This is a genomic window from Kribbella sp. NPDC054772 (genome assembly GCF_053611945.1).
Genome location: NZ_JBSHBJ010000002.1, coordinates 44,912 through 63,477 on the forward strand (window position 1 = coordinate 44,912; position 18,566 = coordinate 63,477).

An 18,566-nucleotide genomic window follows, 5' to 3' on the forward strand; every position below is an offset into this window, starting at 1 on the left:
CCAACCTCGGGCTACTCGAAGGCCTCTGGGGCGGGGCAGGAGCAGATGAGGTTGCGGTCGCCGAAGGCGCCGTCGATGCGGCGGACCGGGGGCCAGTACTTCGAGGCGCGGTCGACCGAGCGTGGGAAGGCGGCCTCCTCGCGGGTGTAGGCGTGCTCCCACTTGTCGTTGATCACCGACTCGGCGGTGTGCGGCGCGTTCACCAGCGGGTTGTCGGCGGCCGGCCACTCACCTGCGGCGACCCGGTCGATCTCGTGCCGGATCGCGATCATCGCGTCGCAGAAGCGGTCGAGCTCGCCGAGGTCCTCGGACTCGGTCGGCTCGACCATCAGCGTGCCCGCGACCGGGAACGACATCGTCGGCGCGTGGAAGCCGTAGTCGACCAGCCGCTTGGCGACGTCGTCGACCGAGATCCCGGTCTCCTTCGTCATCGGCCGCAGATCGAGGATGCACTCGTGCGCGACCAGCCCGTTCTCGCCCGTGTACAGCACCGGGAACGCGCCCTCGAGCCGCTTCGCCACGTAGTTCGCCGTCAGGACGGCGGCCTTCGTCGCGGCGGTCAGCCCCTCGGCACCCATCATCCGGATGTACGCCCAGGAGATCGCCAGCACACCGGCCGACCCGAACGGCGCCGCGCTGATCGGACCGACACCGGACTCCGGACCGGCCTGGTCGAGCAGCGGGTGGTTCGGCAGGTACGGCGCCAGGTGCGCCGCGACCGCGACGGGACCGACACCCGGACCGCCACCGCCGTGCGGGATGCAGAACGTCTTGTGCAGGTTCAGGTGGCTGACGTCGCCGCCGAACTCACCCGGCTTCGCGAGCCCGAGCAGGGCGTTCAGGTTCGCGCCGTCGACGTACACCTGGCCGCCGTTGTCGTGGACGATCCGGCAGACCTCGCGGACGCTCTCCTCGTACACACCGTGCGTGGACGGGTAGGTGATCATGATCGCCGCGAGCTTGGCGGCGTGCTCGGACGCCTTCGCGCGCAGGTCGTCCAGGTCGATCGTGCCGTCGTCGTTGCCCTTGACAACGACCACCTTCATGCCGGCCATCACCGCGGACGCCGCGTTGGTGCCGTGCGCCGACGCCGGGATCAGGCAGACGTTGCGGTCCGCCGAGCCCTGCGCGTGGTGGTAGCCGCGGATCGCGAGCAGCCCGGCGAGCTCACCCTGGGAGCCGGCGTTCGGCTGGATCGAGACCTTCGCGTAGCCGGTCACCTCGGCCAGCCAGCGCTCCAGCTGGTTGATCAGCTTGACGTACCCGGCCGCGTCCTCGACCGGCGCGAACGGGTGCAGGTCCGCGAACTCCGGCCAGGTGACCGGCTCCATCTCGGTGGTCGCGTTGAGCTTCATCGTGCAGGACCCGAGCGGGATCATGCCGCGGTCGAGCGCGTAGTCCATGTCGGACAGCTTGCGCAGGTACCGCAGCATCGAGGTCTCGGACTGGTGCGTGTTGAACACCGGGTGCGTCAGGTACTCCGACGTCCGCGCGACCGCGATCGCGGGGGCGCCGAGCGTGTCGTCGTACTGGCCGCCGAAGGACTGGCAGACCCGGGTCAGCGTGGCGACGTCGGTCTTCTCGTCGCAGGAGATGCCGACGTGGTCCGCGTCCACGAGTCGCAGCCAGATCCCGTTCTGGCGGGCGGCGTCGACGACGTCGGCGGCCTGCCCCGGGACCCGGGCGAGCACGGTGTCGAAGAAGTCGTCGTGAACGACCTCGATACCGCTCGCGCGCAGCGAGGCGGCGAGCTTGCCGGCGTACGAGTGCACGCGCTCGGCGATCGCGCGCAGACCTTCCGGACCGTGGTAGACGGCGTACATCGACGCGACCACGGCGAGCAGGACCTGCGCCGTACAGATGTTGGACGTCGCCTTCTCGCGGCGGATGTGCTGCTCGCGGGTCTGCAGCGCCAGCCGGTACGCCGGGGCGCCGTCGGAGTCGACCGAGACGCCGACCAGGCGACCGGGCAACGACCGCTCGAGACCGGACCGCACCGACATGAAGCCGGCGTGCGGACCACCGTAGAACAGCGGTACGCCGAAACGCTGCGAGGAACCGATGACGATGTCGGCGCCGGCCTCACCCGGTGCCTCGAGCAACGTCAGCGCGAGCAGGTCGGAGGCCACGGCCACCAACGTGTCGCGCCCGTGCGCCGCCTCGATCAGCGGCTTCAGGTCGCGGACCGCGCCGTCGGACCCCGGGTACTGCACGAGGAGACCGAAGAAGTCACCCTCGGGCAGACCGTCGGTGGTGTCGGCGACGACGACCTCGATGCCGAGCGCCTCGGCCCGGGTCTGGACGACCGCGATGGTCTGCGCGAAGCAGTCCGCGTCGACCAGGAAACGGTCGGACTTGCTCTTCTTGTTCGACCGGTGCGCCAGCGTCATCGCCTCGGCGGCGGCGGTGCCCTCGTCGAGCAGCGACGCGTTCGCGGTCGGCAGACCGGTCAGGTCGGAGACCACGGTCTGGAAGTTCAGCAGCGCCTCGAGCCGGCCCTGGGAGATCTCCGGCTGGTACGGCGTGTACGCGGTGTACCAGGCCGGGTTCTCGACCAGGCGGCGGACGATCACCGACGGCGTGAAGGTGCCGTAGTAGCCCTGGCCGATCATCGAGGTGGCGACGTTGTTGCGGGCCGCGAGCTGGCGGAGCTCGGTGAGCGCGTCGACCTCGGAGGCCGGTTCGGGCAGTCGCAGGGCTTCGGCGGATCGGATCGAGGCGGGGACCGCGGCGTCGACGAGCGCGTCCACGTCGTCGTACCCGAGAAGCTGGACCATCCGGGTGATCTCGTCCGGGCGCGGACCGATGTGACGGTCGGCGAAAGTCGCCGAGAGGTGGGGTGAGTTGTTCATCTAGAGGCTCCGTTGCTGACAGTGCTTCCGGTCGCCTCCCCCTCTGTCACACCCTGCTGTGCAGGTAATACGCTCCAGAGTCGCCTGTGACACTCGGTCCATGGGCCTGAGAGGTTCCGGGGAGGAATTGCCCCTTCGGCGCCCGAACACGGGTCTCTCCCGAGTGTTGTGTACGGCTGTCCCGAGGCTACCAGGAATTGTCGAACAGTTCGGGCAGCAGTCGACGGGCGTCCGGCCGCGCGGCCGCCACCTGCTCCGGCGTCGCCGATTCCATCGGCCACCGCACCCGGGTACCGACGTCGGCCCAGTCCCCCACCGCGGCCAGGAACTTGTCCAGCGCCGGGTTGGCCAGCCCCGCCTTCTGCAGCGGTACGACGTGCTTCGCGAAGAACTCGCCGATCCGACGCTCGACGTCCAGGTCTGTCGCGTACTTCACGGCACCGTTCGGTGAGAGGGCCGCGACGTTGGAGTAGCTACCATGCGCACCGAGTGACGACATACTCGCGAGGAAGTGCCCGGGCACGAAGATCGCCAGACCGGACTTCGTTGCCTCGTCGAACCACGCCTTGTCACCGCCGGCGGTCTTCAGGCCGATGAGACTCGGCACCGCCGCGGCCAGGTCGGCGAGCTGGCGTGGACCGACCTGCGTCTTCGCGTGCGGCGGGTTGTACAGCACGAGCGGGACACCGGCGGCAGCGTCAGCGGTCCGGTGCAGGAAGTCGAGGACCTCGCGCGGGTTCAGCGGGAGCCAGTCCGGGACGATGATCTGGATCGCGCCCGGCTCCAGCGTCGCCGCCCGCCGGACGCGCGCAAGCTGGAGCTGCGCCGACGGGTGACTGGCGCCGATCTGGAACGGCTTGCCGGCCGCGACCAGGATCGTGTTGACCTGGTCGAACTCGTCCTCGGTGAGGGTCTGGAACTCCCCCGCCGTCCCGTGCGCGTAGAGCCCGTCGACAGCAGTCGCGCCCAGAGTCCGAGCTTGCGACTCCAGGCGGGCGAAGTCGATCGAGTCGTCCGCGGTCAGCGGTAACAACAAGGTCGCCCACACACCGCGCAGCGAGTTGGCGGTGAGTGGGCGCACAGGAAGGGCGGAAAAGGGCCGGGTCAGCCGGTCATGCGGGCGCGGCGGCGGGCGGCGAGCTCATCGCCCGCGTGGCCGTCCTCGTCCGACTCGTCGTGACCGTCGGCACGCTCGGTGGGCAGCTCGGACAGCGAACCCTCGACCTCACGCCAGACGCCACCGAGGGCGATACCGAACACGCCCTGGCCGCCGGCCAGCAGATCGATCACCTCGTCGGGCGAGGTACACATGTACACCGACGCGCCGTCGCTCATCAGCGTGATCTGGGTCAGGTCGTCGAAGCCGCGCTTGCTCAGGTGGGCGATCGCGGTCCGGATCTGCTGCAGCGAGATCCCGGCGTCCAGCAGCCGCTTGATCACCTTCAGCAACAGCACGTCCCGGAACCCGTACAGCCGTTGCGTACCGGAGCCGGTCGCCGGGCGCACGGACGGGGACACCAGGCCGGTGCGGGCCCAGTAGTCGAGCTGCCGGTACGTGATCCCGGCCGCAGCGCAGGCCGTCGGCCCCCGGAACCCGACGTCCTCCGGCATCGGCCGCAGGTCGTCGTCGAACAGCAGACCCTGAACGCCGGCAGTGGCAGTGGCCTCCGCCACGGCCTCGGCGTGCGCGTCGGACGCCGACTGCGCCGTCAGATCTGTGTCGCCGGTGCGTGTCACGCCTGAGCCTCCCTGATACCGATTAGAACGAGCCATCTGCGTGGAGTGACAACACTCCACGACTCCTTCACGGTAAGCCGCGGCCTGAACCGGGTCAACGACAACCGCGTCGAGCCGGGAGCGTGTCGCGACTGCAGCACGAATCGTTACCTAGTCGCTCTTGTATCAGAACGAGCACATCGGCGGGTCGCAGTTGACTCCGGACCCGGATCAACTCTTGTCGAAGTCCTCCGGGGTCACCTGGTCCAGGAACTCCCGGAACCGCTCGACCTCCTCTTCCTCCTCCACCTCGTCGGTACCGGACGTCTCGCTCTCCGGCACCGGAATACCGGCCTCGGCGAGGATCTCCTCGGTGCAGAACACCGGTGTCCCGGTCCGCAGCGCCAGCGCGATCGAGTCCGACGGCCGCGCGGAGATCTCGGTCTTGTCGTCGAAGACCAGGATCGCCTCGAACACGCCGTCGGTCAGGTTCACGATCCGGACCTGGCTGAGGGTGTGGCCGAGCACCCGGATGGTCTCGGCGAACAGGTCGTGGGTCAGCGGCCGTGGCGGCTCCATGCCCTGCTGCGCGAACGCGATCGCGCTCGCCTCGGCGGCACCGATCCAGATCGGCAGGTACCGCTCACCTCCGACCTCTCGCAACAGCACGATCGGCTGACTCGAGGGCATCTCCACCCGGACTCCGACCACGTCGACTTCGCGCACACCTTCAGCCTACTCCGCAGTCAATGCACCAGCAGTCCCACGGGGTGCGCCACGGTCGGCGTCACGGTCAGGGTGCCGGGGTGGATCAGCGCGGCAGGCGGGACCGGACCAGCGCCGTATGGAGACGGACGGTGAGCGCCGCCAGCTCGGCGGTCTGCTCGGTCCGCCGGGGCCCGGTGACCTGCTCGATCAGGCCGACCTCCCGATCGGCCGCCGTACGGAACGCGCGCAGGTGCCGTGGTTCGAGACCGTACGCCGCGAGCTCGGCGGCGACCTGGGCGATCACGATGGCGTCGCCGGCGTAGTGGTTGCCGCTGGCCACCACCAGGCCGTGGCTCTCCAACTCGGCGAGCAGCTCGGCGGACACGCCCGCGGCGGTCCGCAGCTCGTCGCGGGTCATCCGCAGCTCGGTGCCCGCGGCACCGAAGTCGTCCGCGACCGGCTGGCCGGGAGGCTGCGGCGACGAGCTCGGCGCGACCGGTGGACCCGCGGCGGCCGGACGCAGGCCGCGGTCGATCGCGCCGAGATACTCCTTGATCACTTTCAGCGGCAGGTACTGGTCGCGTTGCGCGGTCAGCACGTACCGCAACCGCTCGACGTCGCCGACGCTGAACTTGCGGTAGCCCGACGCCGTCCGGGCCGGCGTCACCAGCCCTTCGGCCTCCAGGAACCGGATCTTGGAGATCGTGACGTCGGCGAAGTCGGCCTGCAGCAGCTGCAGCACCTCTCCGATGCCGCGGCCGTCCACGGGCCCGTCGGCGGTGGGATCAGGCTTGGCCACTGGCGTAGTACACCAACCGGTACTTACCGATCTGGACCTCGTCGCCGTTGGTCAGCTGGACCTCGTCGATCCGATCCCGGTTCACGTAGGTGCCGTTCAGGCTGCCGACGTCGCGGACCTTCACGCCGTACGGGTCCCGGCGGAACTCGGCGTGCCGGCGCGACACCGTCACGTCGTCCAGGAAGATGTCGCTGTCCGGGTGCCGGCCGGCGGTGACCACGTCGACGTCGAGCAGGAACCGGCTGCCCGCGTTCGGGCCGCGCTGGACGATCAGCAGGGCGGACCCGGCCGGCAGCGCGCCGACGGCGGCCTCGTCGTCGGCCGACAGCGGCTCACCAGTACGCTCCGGCTCCGGCTCGGCACCGATCGGGGTCAGCATCGCGGTGTCGGTGACACCGGGCGTCTGCTGAGGCTGGGGGTTCGCCGGGGCTGCCGCCGGGCGGTCCGCGCCAGGCAGCATCGCTCCGCACTGCGAGCAGAACCTGCTGCCCTCGGAGTTCTCGTGCCCGCACTGGTTGCAGAACGGCATGCTGTGATCCTCCCGATCGCCGGCGGTCCGGCGACGTTTTCGATAGACCCCGTATGAACAGTGTGACGTGCTGAAACAAGATGAGGGGACCTCAACCCTCGACCAGCGGTTGAGGCCCGGTAACGCTATCAGCTGGCTGTCAGCTCTGGTCGAGCTGTCCCTTGTAGGCCTCGGCGTCCATCAGCGCCGCGACCTCGGCCGCGTCCTCGACGTCGATGTCGAGCAGCCAGCCCTCGCCGTACGGGTCGCTGTTCACCAGGTCCGGCTGGTCGGCGAGTGCCTCGTTGACCGCGGTCACGGTGCCGTTCACCGGGGCGAACAGGTCGCTGACGCTCTTGGTCGACTCCAGCTCCCCACAGGCGTCACCGGCCCGCACCGTGCTGCCGACCTCGGGCAGCTGCACGTACACGATGTCGCCGAGCTGGTCCTGGGCGAAGTCGGTGATGCCGACGCGCACCGGACCTTCCTCGCCGGCCTTCAGCCACTCGTGCTCGGCCGTGTACTTCAGGTCTTCGGGGTACACCTTCGTTCCTCTTTCGCTCAAGGACAGCTACGAGTACAGCTCAGCGTTCGAACTACTTGGTGGGGCTGGACGCCGGGCGAGCGTAACGATGCTCCTCCGGCGCGTGCAAGGCGGTCACGGTCAGCGAGCCGAGCTCGGTCACCTCGGCCGTTCCACCGACCTGCGGACCGGTCACCTCACTGACCAGACCACCCGGGAAGTTGGCGGCCTCGGACAGGTTGTGCGACTCCCCGATCGCCTCCACGACGTACGGCGAGTTCACCTTCCGGCCGTCGATCCGGATCCCCGGCGCGTCGTCCACGAAGTCGGTACTGGCGACGACCCGGACCGCTCCGTTGATCTGGATCGCCTCGGCGCCGGCGTCGCGCAGTTCCTCGATCGCGTCCAGCAGGTTGCTCGAGGTCATCTTGCCCTGCGGGTCGTTCAGCGTGATCCGGACCCCCGGTCCCTGCGCGGGCAGCGTGCCGGCCAGGATGCCGAGCGTCCGCACCTGGGCCTCGGCCTGCTCGCGGGCGGTCTGCGCCTTGTCCGCGCTGGAGGACAGCGAGTTCTTCCGCTCCTCCAGGTCGGCGATCTCGCTCTCCAGCCGCCGGGTGTTCTGCCCGAGGCCGTCGAGGATCGCGATCAGGTCCTCGCGGCGGGCGTTCTGGTAGCCGTCGTCGGCCCGGTTCACCCGGACCTGGACGACCGCCACACACGCGACCAGCGCGAGCACCACGGCGACGATCGCCTGCCCGCGGGACGGTTTGAACCCGGCCCGCAACCGGCGCAGCGCCAGGTTCGGCACCTTCGGCTTCGGCATCGGCGTCGGTACGTCGGGCTGCCCCGCCGCAGGCTCCGACTCGGCCTTCGGCTGCGGCTGCGGCTGCGGGTCCGGCGTCGAGGCGGTCTTCGGGTCCGGCGTCGGGTCGGGCTTGTCGTCGCTCATGATCAGGCCCGGAAGATGTGCCGGCGGATCGCCGCCATGTTGGTGAAGATGCGGATGCCGAGCACGACGACCACACCGGTGGACAGCTGCGAGCCGACACCGAGCTGGTCGCCCAGGTAGACGATCAGCGCCGCGATCAGCACGTTGGACACGAACGACACGACGAACACCTTGTCGTCGAAGATCCCGTCCAGGAACGCCCGCAGCGCGCCGAACACCGCGTCCAGCGCGGCCACCACCGCGATCGGCAGGTACGGCTGCGCCCACTCCGGGACGTCGGGCGCGACCAGCAGACCGATGACGACACCGATCACCAGCCCGAGTACGGCGATCATCTCGTTCCCACCTTCGCGTAGCGCAACGCGATGGTCGCATCGGCCGGCACCAGCAAGGAGTCCTCCGTCGTGATCGTGCTCCGGACATCGAAGTTGCTCACCAGGTACTGCACCCACTGCCCGCCGGAACTCTGCGCGAACCGGGCCGGCATCGTCGCCGTGTCACCGATCGCGAGCACGGTGTACGGCGGGGTCAGCGAGCTGTAGTCGACCGTGATCGCACTGCCCGCGCCGCGGATCGCGGTCAGCGAGGTGATCCGGTGACCGTTCACCGCGATCGCCTCCGCGCCCGACGTCCACAGACCGTTGACCAGCTGCTGCAGGTCGACGTCGAGCAGCCGGCCTTCCTTGGCGTCGGCGTTCTTCGCGTCGTCGATGACCGCTTTGATACCAGGGCCGGTGACCGCGATCGCACCGGTCTGCAGCTCCAGGTCGTCGAGCTTCTGCTGTAGCGCGGCGCCCGTACTGTCGTTGCTCAGTCCGCTGGCCTGCAACCCACGTACCTCGTCGGCGAGCTGGGACTGGTTGTTGCGCAGACCGGTCAGCCGGGTGTCGGCCTGGTTGATCCGGTCGACCAGCTCGTTGCGCTGCTTCTCGGCCTCCGGCGCGGTGCGGTAGTTCTGCGCGGCGGCGACCGCGAGCAGGAAACCGAGCACGATCGAAGCGGCCACCAGCATCACCCGGTGCCGGGACCGGAGCGGGCGATCGCCCTGTTTCGACCGGGTCCGGGCGGCGACGGCGTACCCCTCGTCGAGCGGGTGCGCCATCAGGTTGTTGAGCAGTGACATCGACGCATCGACGCGCCGCGGCGGCTGCGTCGTCTGCTGCGCCGGCTGCTCGGGAGCTTGCTGTGTCACGGGTCTACCCGGCCGCGTCCTTGATCGGTTTCACCGTCTGGACCAGGTGCCGGAGCTGGGCGAAGTACAGCGCGCCGGCCCAGTAGTACAGACCGGTCCCCCAGATCGCGAACGCCCAGCCGAAGACGCGGGCCAGCAGGTTGAGCGTGCTGTCACCGTCACCGAGAAGGAGCAGCGGGAACGCGTACAGCAGGCAGAACGTGGCGGACTTGCCAAGGAAGTGCACCGGCAGCGCGTTGAAGCCGCGACGGTGCAGCGCCGGCAGGGTGAGGGTGAGCAGTACGTCGCGCAGCGGCAGCGCGATCGCCAGCCACCACGGGATGATGTCGCGCAGTGCCAGACCGATCACGGTGGCGAAGATGTACAGCCGGTCGGCGACCGGGTCGAGCATCTGGCCGAGGCGACTGGTCTGGTTCATCCGGCGGGCGATCTGGCCGTCGGCCCAGTCGGTGAACCCGGAGATCGCCAGCACGAGCAGCGCCCAGCCGTCCTCCTGCGGACCGAGGACCAGCCACAGGAACAGTGGCACTCCCAGCAACCGCAGGAAGCTCAGCGCATTCGGGATCGTCCACACCCGGTCGGACACTTCCAAGTCCGGCACGCGACCCCTCCCTCTCTCACCCTGAATACCCGTCGTAACTGTACTGGGGAGCGTCGACAGGTTTACGCCCGGCCATGCCGGGCAGGCCCCGAGTTTCCCCTGATACCTGAACGCTAGCTGTGTCGCGCCGCTATGGGTGCTGCGAAGCGGTGATCCGATCGATACCGAAGGGTGATGCTCCGCACTGTCTAGGCTGGGCAGATGAGGTTCCTGGTGCTGATTTACGGAAACCCGGAGTCCCGGGCCGTGTGGGACTCACTCAGCGACGAGCAGAAGCAGGAAGGCATGGCGGGGTACGCCGCCCTGCACGAGGCGCTCGCGGCGCGCGACGAACTGGTCGCGTCGGAGTCGCTCGACGATCCAGGACTGACCAAGCAGGTGCTGGTCCGGGACGGCCGGCCGCTGACGACCGACGGCCCGTTCGCCGAGGTGAAGGAGCAGCTGGCCGGGTTCTACCTGCTCGACTGCGAGTCGATGGACCGCGCGGTGGAGATCGTCGCGCAGATCCCGGAGGCTCCGTTCAGCGTCGTGGAGGTCCGGCCGGTGCGTGACCTCAGCGCGTACGCCTGATGCTCGAGGAACTGCTCCGCGAGCAGGCGCCGCAGGTGCTGGGCGCACTCGTCCGGCGGTACGGCGACTTCGACGCGTGCGAGGACGCCGTACAAGAGGCTCTGCTGGCCGCGTCGCAGCAGTGGCCCGGTGAAGGGGTACCGGCGAATCCGCGCAGCTGGCTGATCACCGTCGCGTCCCGGCGGCGGATCGAGGTACTGCGGAGCGAGGCGGCTCGGACGCGGCGCGAGGAGACCGTCGCGTCGTGGAGTCCCCCGGAGCCCGCGACGTCGGCGGACGACTCGCTGACGCTGCTGATGCTGTGCTGCCACCCCGCGCTCACCCCGCAGTCGCAGGTCGCGCTCACGCTGCGCGCTGTCGGCGGGTTGACGACCGGTGAGATCGCCCGGGCATTTCTGGTGCCGGAGGCAACGATCGGGCAGCGGATCAGCCGGGCGAAGGCGAAGCTGCAGGGCGCGCGGTTCGCGATGCCCCCGGCGTCCGAGCAGCCGGAGCGACTGGCCGCCGTACTGCATGTGCTGTATCTGATCTTCAACGAGGGCTACACGGCGTCGTCGGGCGACTCGCTGCACCGGGTCGAGCTGAGCGCGGAGGCGATCCGGCTGACCCGGCTGCTACGCGCGCAATTGCCGACCGAGGGCGAGGTCGCCGGTCTGCTCGCCTTGATGCTGCTGACGGACGCCCGGCGGCCGGCGCGAACCACGCCGGACGGGGCCCTGGTGCCGCTGCCGGAGCAGGACCGGACGCTCTGGGATGCCGACTCCATTGCCGAGGGCACCGAGTTGATCACGTCGACGCTGCAGGCAGCGCCGGTCGGCGCGTACCAGCTGCAGGCCGCGATCGCGGCGGTGCACGACGCGGCGAAGAACGCCGACGACACCGACTGGCGCGAGATCCTGATGCTGTACGAACTCCTCGAGTCGACCGCGCCGGGCCCGATGGTGACGCTGAACCGAATCGTCGCGGTCGCGATGGTGCACGGCGCCGCGGCAGGGCTGGCGTTGCTCGACGACGTGGACCCAGCGCTCCGGGATCACCATCGGCTGGCGGCCGTCCGGGCGCATCTGTTCGAGCTGTCCGGTGACACGGCGGCCGCCCGCGAGGCGTACGAGGTCGCCGCCCGGCTGACTCAGAGCGTCCCCGAGCAGCGCTACCTGCGGTCCCAGGCGGCTAGCTTGGGATCTTCGGCCGGCCCCAAGTGAGCTCGGCCTCGATCGTCAGCTCCAGTACGCCGTCGTGCGCGTACGGGCTGAGCGCCTCGGTCACCCCCGCGTCGAAGGCGGCGGCCTCGTCGGCGGGCATCAGGCCGCGGGCCAGACTCGACGTGGAGTGCAGCTTCTCGATGTAATCGGTGACCGTCTGCTGGTACGTGACGCGCGCGGTCCGCGCCGTACCGGTGAGGTCGAGCAGACCACGTTCGCGGATCGCGTCGGCGACGTTGAACTTCGGGTCGTGGCCCTTCTTCCGCGAGTGTCTCTCGATCACGGGGATGAGCCGGTCAAGCCACGGCTCGTCGACGGCGCCGTGCTCGATGACGACGAGCTGCGCGTTCGGCGTCAACTGCGGGACGATCCGCGCGAACGTCTGCTTCCACGGCATCCAGTGGATGCTCGCGCCGGCCGTCACCAGCGCGTACGGCCCGGCGAGGTCCGCGGTCTCGATCGGGTTGACCTGCCAACTGATGTTCGGGTGGTCACCGCCCGGACGGCGCCGGCCGGCGTCGACCATCGGCTGCGAGAAGTCGATCGCGTCCACGTGCTCGACGCGCGGCGCCAGCGGCCGCGCGATCGCGCCTTCGCCGGCCCCGATGTCGAGCACCCGGCGCGGTGCGTCGGCGATCAGCGCGAGGAGCCGGTCGAACACCTCGTCCGGGTACGGCGGCCGGTGCTGGTAGGCCTCTGCCACTGCCTGCTGCTGAAACGTCGCCACGAGTTCCGTCATGTCTCGGAGCCTAGCCGCGGGCCGACCGGCCGACAGCCCTTTTCTGCTCCCGGCCTAGCCCGGAACTCCGGCACTCACGCGGTCGTTGTGTCACGCCTCCCAGACCGTCGCGTGCTCCTCGAAGTACGCCGGGTCGCTGTGCACCGGGATCACGCAGAACAGGTGCCCGCCCGGCGCGCGCAATGTGTGGCAACCCTGCCAGCTGGCGATCTCGACAGCACCGAGGCCGGCCAGGCGGGTGACCTCGGCCGGAACATCATCGGTCTCGATGTCCAGGTGGTACCGCGGCTCGTCGTCGACGGACTGGATCGCGGTCACGTATCCGGGGACGGCGTCGTGCAGGCTGATGAACTGCGGCTCGCCGTCCGGTGACGACGTACGGACGCCGAGGGCCTTCGACCAGAACGCCGCCGCGTCGTCCACCTCTTCGGTCTTGACGTCGATCAGGAACGTGGACACGCGGCTCCGATGCATGCGAATCAACCTATCCGGAAGTCAGTCGTCCGGAACCTGAATTACCGTGCTGCCCATGCAGGTGATCGAGGCGTCACAAGTAACCGTCGTACCGGCGAACGAGGTGCCGTGGGAGGACCTGCAAACGGTCCTCGGTACGGCGGACGCGGGGCAGTGTCAGTGTCAGCGGTTCAAGATCCGCGGATGGATCTGGCGGGACTCGACGCTGGACGAACGGATGACGAGGCTCCAGGACGAGACCGCATGCCGTACGCCGGACGCACCGTCGACGAGCGGTCTGGTCGCGTACGTCGACGGCGAGCCGGCCGGATGGGCCGCGGTCGAGCCGCGAACGGCGTACCCGAAGCTGCGGAGCTCGCGGGTGCCGTGGACGGACCGCAGCGAGGACAAGGACGACGAGAGTGTCTGGGCGGTCACCTGCCTGGTCGTCCGCAAGGGATACCGCGGCCGCGGCCTCAGCTATCACCTGGCCCGCGCGACCGTCCCGCACGCTCGCGCTCGCGGCGCCCGGGCGCTGGAGGCGTATCCGATGTTCACGCAGCCGGGGAAGACCATCACCTGGGGCGAACTGCACGTCGGTCCGCACCAGGCCTTCGAGGAGGCCGGCTTCCGCCAGATCACCCACCCGACGCTCCGCCGAAGCGTGATGCGGATCGATTTCGAGTAGTCAGTCAGTCGTAGGTGGCCTGGGCTTGCCAGGCGGCTCGGTGGAGGGTGAAGAGCCAGGCGCGGGTGTCGGCGGTCTGGAACTGGAAGCGGGCCTGCCGGGACTCACTGTCGGGGTCCCACCAGCGCTCGGCCGTGAGCCACGGACCGGCCCAGGCGGTGATCGGGTGAATCTTGTTGCTGTCAGCAACCTGTACGCCGCGGGCGGCGGGCGGCAGCAGGGAGAACGCTGTCGGGACACCGGACAGCTCGCCACGGGCACTGACCGACACCTGGGTGCCGTCCGCGGCGAACACCTTCGCGGGGATCGGCTCCGGGAAGACCATGGTCGGCGCGAGCGTCGGCCAGCGCTTCGGGTCCGCGGCGGTGATCGCGCCCGGCCACGGCTGGTCCGGTGATCGGGCCGGCGTCGGTGGATCGCCCCATGGGATCAGCGTCTGCCGCTCGGCGAACCCGCGCCCGCCACCGATCACCACCGAGACGACGGCACCGTGGCCGAGCATGCTCTGCACCCGCGACAACGCGCGGTGGATCCGCTCGTCCGGCCCGCCGCCCCACAGTCCGTCGACATGCGCACCGACCGGGTCCGCCTGGTCCGGGATCAGCCGGATCCGGACGACCGGTGACGTCAGCTCGCTGGTCGCCGTACCGCTGCCTTGGAGTTGCCAGCGCACCCGGTCGACCACGTCGGCCGCGGTGAACCAGCGTGGGTGCAGCCATTCGCGCTCGTGGATCCGCCCGGACTCGGTGCCGACCTCGACCCGCAGCGTCGTACACACCAGGCCGAGCTCGGTCAGCCGGGCGATCAGTTCGTCGGCGATCGCGCGGACCGCGAACGCGACCTGGTCGACCCGGTCGACGGCCGGCTCGAAGTCGAGCGACCGAGTGAGCTCCGGCGGGATCTCCCGGCCGGTCACCGGGCGATCGTCAGACCCCTTCGCCAGGCGATGCGCGAAGGCGCCGTCGGGGCCGAACCGGGTGAGCACCTCGGTCCCGGACAGCTGGGCGAACGCCCCGAGCGACCGCAGCCCGAGCCGGCGCAGCAGATCGGTGAGCGTCGGCTGCTCCAGCAGGTCGACCGACAGCGGCGCGAGGAACTCCGGTGAGCCGCCGGGCGGCACCACGTGCACACGGGTCTGCGCGGCGCTCACCCGCGCCGCTTGCTCCGCGGCGAACGGGCCGTCAGCGATCCCGATCCGGCTGCCGTGCACGTCGTACGTCTCCAGCCGGTCGAGCAGCTTCTCCGCGGCTGCCTCTTCACTGCCGTAGAACCGGGCCGGCCCGCGGGCCTTCAATGCGCACATCCCCGGCCGGATCACCTGCACGCCCGGCGTGATCGCTTCCAGGCAGGAGATCACCGGGTCGAATGCGCGCGCGTCGATCACCGGGTCGTACTTCAGCACCACGAGCTCCGGGCACCGCGACTGCGCGTCCCGGGCCCGCTGCCCGCGCCGCACCCCTTCGCTCCGCGCGGCGGCGGAGGTGGCGAGCACCTTGCCCTTCTCCAGGACGACGATCGGCTCGTCCGGTGACCGTCCGGTCGCCACCGCGGCCGCCGCCACCGGCCAGTCCGGCACCCAGATCACCATCGTCCGGATCGGTCCACGGCCGCTCATCAGCCCACCGCGCCGATCTGCTCCGACCACGTTTCCGAACGGCCGGGGGCTTCTTCACGGGCGCCCTCGACCGGTTCGGCGGAGCGGATGGTGCCGTCGGGCGCGGGCAGCCAGAGGTGTTGCCTGGCACGGACGGCGGCGCGGCGGCCGGTCACCGCGACCGTCGCCTTGCGGGCGGTGAGCAGGCCTTCGCCGTCACCGAGCCCTGTCCAGGTGCTGCTCTCGATCTCGAACCTGGCTTCGCTGCCGGGCCACGAACCGTACGCGATCAGCATCGCGCCGCGGGTCCGGAGCCGGGCGGCGAGCCGGGACGCCTCCCCCGGAGTCACGTCACCGGGCGGGCGGACGACCACGACGGTCAGCGCGTCGACCAGCGCGGCGACGACGCTGAGCCAGTCGTGCCCGGGATCCGGGACCAGGACGAGGCGGTCGAGGTCGACGCCGAGCCCCCGCGCCGCCTCGGCGCCGAAGGACGGGACGCCGACAACCCCACACCACGCTCCCTCCGCCGACGGACCGGCCATCAGCGCCATCACGAGCGCCGCGCTCCCCCGGACCGAGTACGCCGATCCGCCGCGCAGGCTCGCACCGGCCAGCAGCTCACTCACCGCCGGGTGCGTCGGCAGCTCGCGATCCACCCCCGCCGTGTCCAACGCCTGCTGCACCTTCGCCACCGAGGGCAGCCGAGTCGCCCCGTCCACCGACGCAAGCCGCACACCCGCGTGATCCTGGTCGGGGTGCGGTGAGTGGGAGTCGGGATCGAAGCTCGTGACAGTAGCAAGCCGGGCGGGCTGATCGGGAGCGTCAGGCGGACGCTCGGTGGACAAGGACTCGGCGAAGTCGGGGTCGGTGGCGGCCTTCTGGGCCTTGGCCTGGGCGAGGAGCAGGCGGGCCTGGTCGAGCGCGGTGACTCGACTTCCTGGTGCCTTGCTCCCCGTCATAACCCCATGTTCGAACACCTGTTCGAACATGTCAATCCGGTCGTCCACAGCCCCACCGCCTGGCTAAAGTCCGGAGTATGCGCCGCGTCGAACACCCTCGGTTCCGCACCGCACTCCAACAGATCGAGGCCAGTATCGACGCCGCCTGGGACAGTTTCTGCACGACCTCCGAGGTACGCCGAGGCACGCCGGAAGCACGCGACCTCGCCGAGATCGTGCTCCAGGACCCGTCCGAGTTCGACTGGCGGGTCGTCGACGGCGCGCTCAACCAGCTGACGTGTCCCGACTGCCACGCGACGCTCGGCTCCGGCGACGTCGGCTGCCCGAGCTGCGACCGGGCGAACGGCTTCCGGTTCGCGGCCCGGGAGACCGACCGCCCCGACGTACCGCCGGGGAACGAGCACGCGATTCGCGTCTCCTCGGCCGTCGCGCGGACCAGGCACCGCTACACACCACGCGCCCGGGCCGGCTACGAACTCGTCCTTCCCGATCTGCTGGACGGTGCGCTCCCCACGACTCCGCAGGCGCAGCGGTACAAGCACCTCGTGAATCAGCTCTCCGACGACGAGTTGGAGCACCTGCTCACGCCGGCGGACCTGATCAGCCGCATAAGGTGAGAGGCATGCCGAGGACTATTGCCACGAACACCAAGGTCGAGCTGGACGGGTTGCTGGAGTTCGTGCGGCCGCGTCATCACATGCTGCTGATGACGACCCGCGCGGACGGGACGGTGCAGGCGTCGCCGGTGTCGGGTGGTGTGGACACCGAGGGCCGGATCGTCATCTCGTCGTACCCGGAGCGGGCCAAGAGCACGAACGTGAAGCGGAGCGGCAAGGCCAGCGTGGTCGTCCTGTCGGACGAGTGGAACGGCGCCTGGGTCCAGGTGGACGGCAGTGGCGAGGTGATCGAGCTGCCGGACGCGGTGGAGCCGCTGGTCGACTACTTCCGCGCCATCTCCGGTGAGCACCCGGACTGGGACGAGTACCGCGAGGCGATGGTGAAGCAGGGCAAGTGCCTGATCCGTATCACCCCGGAGCGCTGGAGCCCGATCGCCACCGGCGGGTTCCCTGCGCATCTCGCCGACTGATGCGTACGGCGCTTGTCGTCCACGCGCACCCCGACGACGAAGTGTTCGCCACCGGCGCCGCCACCTCCGTGCTCAGCGACCAGAGTTGGCGAGTCGTACTCCGTGTCGCCACCGCGGGGATGCACGGAGCTGCCGACCACGTGACCGCTTCCTGCGCACTACTAGGGATCGACGAGTGGGACTGGCTCGGTGCTGGGGACCAGTGGATCGACGACGGTGGCAAAGACGGACCACGCACTCTGGCGGCCGCACCGCCGGAGGACATCGCTGCAGCGATCGAGGCCGCTGCGCTGGCGACCAAGCCCGAGCTGATCCTCACGGTCGGCAGTGACGGCCTGACCGGTCACCCGGACCACATCGCCATCTCACAAGGAGTCCAGCGAGCACTCCGCCGTGTTGACTGCCGTGCGTTGGGCGCACGCGTCAGAGCTCAGGACGTGCGCGCTGGTGAGCAGTTGGTCCGGCAGATCGCTCCGGGCCAGCAGATCGGCTCTGGAAACATCACCGGCTGCGAAGACGGCACGCCGCTCGTGGAGATGAGCGGAGCGTCGGAACAGCGCAGACGGCAGGCTCTGGACGAGTACTACGACGGTCTGGGCAGCAAGCCGCTCGAAGACCTGCTCGGCGTACACCGGTCGACCAGCGACGGTCTGCTGCTCCGTGCCGTGTACGACGCGTCGGGCTGGCACCAGGACCGGTTCGAAGAGCTCACTGCTTCGAGCGACGCTCCATCGTCTCGGTGATGCGCTGCATGGCGCCTTCGAGGTGTTCGCGGAGCGCCGCCTCCGCGCCCTCCTCGTCGTGCGCCATGCACGCGTCGAGGATCGCCTGGTGCTCCCGGCGGGTCTGCTCGATCCGGGACTTGGTCCGCCGGGAGCCGAACCGGTAGCGCTCGCTGTTCTGCCACACCGGCTCGATCGCCCGCGGCAGCCAGCGCGAACCGCCGGCCCGGTAGATCGCGAAGTGGAACTCGGTGTGCGCCTGCCGGGACGCGATGTTGTCACCGGCCTTCGACAACCGGACGTGCTCGGCCAGCGCGGACCGGGCCGTCGACGCGTCCGAGTCGGAGAACCGTGTCGCGGCGGCACGCACCGCCAGCGACTCCAGCGCCAATCGCGTCGCGTGGGTGTCGCGCAGGTCCTCCATCGACAGCTCGCGGACCCAGGCGCCCTTGTGCGGGACGATCTCGACCAGTCCGAGCGCGGCCATCCGGCGCAGCCCTTCCCGGATCGGCATCTGGCTCATGTCCAGCCGTTGGGCGAGCTCCTCGAGCCGGAGCGCCGTACCACTGGGGAGCTCGCCGGACAGGATCAGCTCGTGCAGCTCGGCGGCGGCTTCCTCGGCGAGCGTACGACGGCCGGTCGGCCCCCCAGGCGTGAGCTCGAGTCGTCGGATCATCAGTAGCAGGCTGCCTCTCTCCTCC

At 69.9% G+C, this 18,566-nt stretch carries 22 protein-coding genes and 1 riboswitch; of the genes, 6 read left to right on the top strand and 16 right to left on the bottom strand.

The features are described from left to right. Positions 1-11: 11 nt before the first annotated feature. From gcvP to ACWGID_RS03130, 11 genes are all read right to left on the bottom strand, one after another. Positions 12-2,852 (bottom strand): aminomethyl-transferring glycine dehydrogenase, encoded by a 2,841-nt coding sequence (gene gcvP, locus ACWGID_RS03080; RefSeq protein WP_452193884.1) that lies wholly within the window; start codon positions 2,850-2,852, stop codon positions 12-14. Positions 2,853-2,936: 84 nt separating this feature from the next. Continuing rightward, positions 2,937-3,024, bottom strand: a riboswitch (glycine riboswitch). A 15-nt stretch (positions 3,025-3,039) separates the two neighbouring features. Continuing rightward, the gene (locus ACWGID_RS03085) at positions 3,040-3,933 is read right to left on the bottom strand and encodes a dihydrodipicolinate synthase family protein (protein WP_452193885.1); all 894 of its coding nucleotides are present in this window, start codon (positions 3,931-3,933) and stop codon (positions 3,040-3,042) included. Positions 3,934-3,956: 23 nt separating this feature from the next. Then, positions 3,957-4,625 carry a MerR family transcriptional regulator gene (locus tag ACWGID_RS03090; RefSeq protein ID WP_452193887.1) on the bottom strand — a complete coding sequence of 223 codons (669 nt, stop codon included), beginning with the start codon at positions 4,623-4,625 and terminating at the stop codon, positions 3,957-3,959. 174 nt (positions 4,626-4,799) lie between these two features. Next, on the bottom strand, positions 4,800-5,294 hold the full coding sequence (locus tag ACWGID_RS03095; protein ID WP_452193889.1) for a bifunctional nuclease family protein: 495 nt from the start codon (positions 5,292-5,294) through the stop codon (positions 4,800-4,802). 85 nt (positions 5,295-5,379) lie between these two features. After that, complete coding sequence (gene ftsR / locus ACWGID_RS03100; RefSeq protein ID WP_452193891.1) at positions 5,380-6,075, bottom strand: transcriptional regulator FtsR; 696 nt, start codon at positions 6,073-6,075, stop codon at positions 5,380-5,382. Next, a complete protein-coding gene (locus ACWGID_RS03105) occupies positions 6,062-6,604 on the bottom strand; it encodes an FHA domain-containing protein (protein WP_452193893.1) in 543 nt (180 codons plus the stop codon). The genes ftsR and ACWGID_RS03105 overlap by 14 nt, the downstream gene beginning before the upstream one ends. A 139-nt stretch (positions 6,605-6,743) precedes the next feature. Then, a complete protein-coding gene (gcvH, locus tag ACWGID_RS03110; protein WP_452193894.1) occupies positions 6,744-7,127 on the bottom strand; it encodes a glycine cleavage system protein GcvH in 384 nt (127 codons plus the stop codon). A 52-nt stretch (positions 7,128-7,179) separates the two neighbouring features. Next, positions 7,180-8,055 carry a DUF881 domain-containing protein gene (locus ACWGID_RS03115; RefSeq protein ID WP_452193896.1) on the bottom strand — a complete coding sequence of 292 codons (876 nt, stop codon included), beginning with the start codon at positions 8,053-8,055 and terminating at the stop codon, positions 7,180-7,182. 2 nt (positions 8,056-8,057) lie between these two features. Further along, complete coding sequence (locus ACWGID_RS03120; RefSeq protein ID WP_131352136.1) at positions 8,058-8,390, bottom strand: small basic family protein; 333 nt, start codon at positions 8,388-8,390, stop codon at positions 8,058-8,060. Then, positions 8,387-9,247: a DUF881 domain-containing protein gene (locus tag ACWGID_RS03125; protein WP_452193897.1), complete on the bottom strand. Its 861-nt coding sequence runs from the start codon at positions 9,245-9,247 to the stop codon at positions 8,387-8,389. The genes ACWGID_RS03120 and ACWGID_RS03125 overlap by 4 nt, the downstream gene beginning before the upstream one ends. A gap of 4 nt (positions 9,248-9,251) precedes the next feature. Beyond that, a complete protein-coding gene (locus tag ACWGID_RS03130; RefSeq protein WP_387773636.1) occupies positions 9,252-9,848 on the bottom strand; it encodes a CDP-alcohol phosphatidyltransferase family protein in 597 nt (198 codons plus the stop codon). Between the two features lie 201 nt (positions 9,849-10,049). Here ACWGID_RS03130 and ACWGID_RS03135 point away from each other — a divergent pair, with 201 nt between their 5' ends. Both ACWGID_RS03135 and ACWGID_RS03140 read left to right on the top strand, forming a co-directional pair. Next, positions 10,050-10,418 carry a YciI family protein gene (locus ACWGID_RS03135; protein WP_452193900.1) on the top strand — a complete coding sequence of 123 codons (369 nt, stop codon included), beginning with the start codon at positions 10,050-10,052 and terminating at the stop codon, positions 10,416-10,418. After that, positions 10,418-11,620 (top strand): RNA polymerase sigma factor, encoded by a 1,203-nt coding sequence (locus tag ACWGID_RS03140; RefSeq protein WP_452193901.1) that lies wholly within the window; start codon positions 10,418-10,420, stop codon positions 11,618-11,620. The genes ACWGID_RS03135 and ACWGID_RS03140 overlap by 1 nt, the downstream gene beginning before the upstream one ends. Here the strand turns inward: ACWGID_RS03140 and ACWGID_RS03145 are convergent. Both ACWGID_RS03145 and ACWGID_RS03150 read right to left on the bottom strand, forming a co-directional pair. Next, positions 11,589-12,359, bottom strand: coding sequence for a class I SAM-dependent methyltransferase (locus tag ACWGID_RS03145; RefSeq protein ID WP_452193903.1), 771 nt, complete (start codon positions 12,357-12,359; stop codon positions 11,589-11,591). The two genes, ACWGID_RS03140 and ACWGID_RS03145, sit on opposite strands and share 32 nt — an antisense overlap. A gap of 90 nt (positions 12,360-12,449) precedes the next feature. Further along, positions 12,450-12,833 carry a VOC family protein gene (locus ACWGID_RS03150; protein WP_452193905.1) on the bottom strand — a complete coding sequence of 128 codons (384 nt, stop codon included), beginning with the start codon at positions 12,831-12,833 and terminating at the stop codon, positions 12,450-12,452. A 55-nt stretch (positions 12,834-12,888) separates the two neighbouring features. Between ACWGID_RS03150 and ACWGID_RS03155 the strand changes: the two genes are divergently transcribed. Then, complete coding sequence (locus tag ACWGID_RS03155; protein ID WP_452193906.1) at positions 12,889-13,500, top strand: N-acetyltransferase family protein; 612 nt, start codon at positions 12,889-12,891, stop codon at positions 13,498-13,500. A gap of 4 nt (positions 13,501-13,504) precedes the next feature. Here the strand turns inward: ACWGID_RS03155 and ACWGID_RS03160 are convergent, their stop codons facing one another. Together ACWGID_RS03160 and ACWGID_RS03165 are read right to left on the bottom strand one after the other, a co-directional pair. Continuing rightward, positions 13,505-15,115 carry a DNA polymerase Y family protein gene (locus tag ACWGID_RS03160; protein WP_452193908.1) on the bottom strand — a complete coding sequence of 537 codons (1,611 nt, stop codon included), beginning with the start codon at positions 15,113-15,115 and terminating at the stop codon, positions 13,505-13,507. After that, complete coding sequence (locus ACWGID_RS03165) at positions 15,115-16,056, bottom strand: hypothetical protein (protein WP_452193910.1); 942 nt, start codon at positions 16,054-16,056, stop codon at positions 15,115-15,117. The genes ACWGID_RS03160 and ACWGID_RS03165 overlap by 1 nt, the downstream gene beginning before the upstream one ends. Positions 16,057-16,133: 77 nt before the next feature. On the opposite strand from ACWGID_RS03165, the gene ACWGID_RS03170 reads away from it, so the two are divergent. From ACWGID_RS03170 to ACWGID_RS03180, 3 genes are read left to right on the top strand one after another with little or no spacing between them, the layout of a single operon-like run. Then, positions 16,134-16,673: a hypothetical protein gene (locus ACWGID_RS03170; protein WP_452193912.1), complete on the top strand. Its 540-nt coding sequence runs from the start codon at positions 16,134-16,136 to the stop codon at positions 16,671-16,673. Between the two features lie 5 nt (positions 16,674-16,678). After that, positions 16,679-17,143, top strand: a complete 465-nt coding sequence (locus tag ACWGID_RS03175; protein ID WP_452193914.1) for a PPOX class F420-dependent oxidoreductase — start codon at positions 16,679-16,681, stop codon at positions 17,141-17,143. Continuing rightward, on the top strand, positions 17,143-17,886 hold the full coding sequence (locus ACWGID_RS03180) for a PIG-L family deacetylase (RefSeq protein ID WP_452193916.1): 744 nt from the start codon (positions 17,143-17,145) through the stop codon (positions 17,884-17,886). The genes ACWGID_RS03175 and ACWGID_RS03180 overlap by 1 nt, the downstream gene beginning before the upstream one ends. Here the strand turns inward: ACWGID_RS03180 and ACWGID_RS03185 are convergent. Continuing rightward, entirely contained in the window at positions 17,852-18,541 is a 690-nt protein-coding gene (locus ACWGID_RS03185) for a GntR family transcriptional regulator (RefSeq protein WP_452193918.1), read from the bottom strand. The two genes, ACWGID_RS03180 and ACWGID_RS03185, sit on opposite strands and share 35 nt — an antisense overlap. Positions 18,542-18,566 lie beyond the last annotated feature (25 nt).

What these genes read in the sequence shown, in the direction of transcription:
- ACWGID_RS03180 (WP_452193916.1), top strand. Translation starts at nt 17,143, where the DNA reads ATGCGTACGGCGCTTGTCGTCCACGCGCACCCCGACGACGAAGTGTTC.
- ACWGID_RS03185 (WP_452193918.1), bottom strand. Translation starts at nt 18,541, where the DNA reads ATGATCCGACGACTCGAGCTCACGCCTGGGGGGCCGACCGGCCGTCGT.
- ACWGID_RS03145 (WP_452193903.1), bottom strand. Translation starts at nt 12,359, where the DNA reads ATGACGGAACTCGTGGCGACGTTTCAGCAGCAGGCAGTGGCAGAGGCC.
- ACWGID_RS03155 (WP_452193906.1), top strand. Translation starts at nt 12,889, where the DNA reads ATGCAGGTGATCGAGGCGTCACAAGTAACCGTCGTACCGGCGAACGAG.
- ACWGID_RS03165 (WP_452193910.1), bottom strand. Translation starts at nt 16,056, where the DNA reads ATGACGGGGAGCAAGGCACCAGGAAGTCGAGTCACCGCGCTCGACCAG.
- ACWGID_RS03140 (WP_452193901.1), top strand. Translation starts at nt 10,418, where the DNA reads ATGCTCGAGGAACTGCTCCGCGAGCAGGCGCCGCAGGTGCTGGGCGCA.
- ACWGID_RS03150 (WP_452193905.1), bottom strand. Translation starts at nt 12,833, where the DNA reads ATGCATCGGAGCCGCGTGTCCACGTTCCTGATCGACGTCAAGACCGAA.
- ACWGID_RS03105 (WP_452193893.1), bottom strand. Translation starts at nt 6,604, where the DNA reads ATGCCGTTCTGCAACCAGTGCGGGCACGAGAACTCCGAGGGCAGCAGG.
- ACWGID_RS03115 (WP_452193896.1), bottom strand. Translation starts at nt 8,055, where the DNA reads ATGAGCGACGACAAGCCCGACCCGACGCCGGACCCGAAGACCGCCTCG.
- ACWGID_RS03120 (WP_131352136.1), bottom strand. Translation starts at nt 8,390, where the DNA reads ATGATCGCCGTACTCGGGCTGGTGATCGGTGTCGTCATCGGTCTGCTG.
- ACWGID_RS03170 (WP_452193912.1), top strand. Translation starts at nt 16,134, where the DNA reads ATGCGCCGCGTCGAACACCCTCGGTTCCGCACCGCACTCCAACAGATC.
- ACWGID_RS03160 (WP_452193908.1), bottom strand. Translation starts at nt 15,115, where the DNA reads ATGAGCGGCCGTGGACCGATCCGGACGATGGTGATCTGGGTGCCGGAC.
- ACWGID_RS03090 (WP_452193887.1), bottom strand. Translation starts at nt 4,625, where the DNA reads ATGGCTCGTTCTAATCGGTATCAGGGAGGCTCAGGCGTGACACGCACC.
- gcvP (WP_452193884.1), bottom strand. Translation starts at nt 2,852, where the DNA reads ATGAACAACTCACCCCACCTCTCGGCGACTTTCGCCGACCGTCACATC.
- ACWGID_RS03135 (WP_452193900.1), top strand. Translation starts at nt 10,050, where the DNA reads ATGAGGTTCCTGGTGCTGATTTACGGAAACCCGGAGTCCCGGGCCGTG.
- ACWGID_RS03175 (WP_452193914.1), top strand. Translation starts at nt 16,679, where the DNA reads ATGCCGAGGACTATTGCCACGAACACCAAGGTCGAGCTGGACGGGTTG.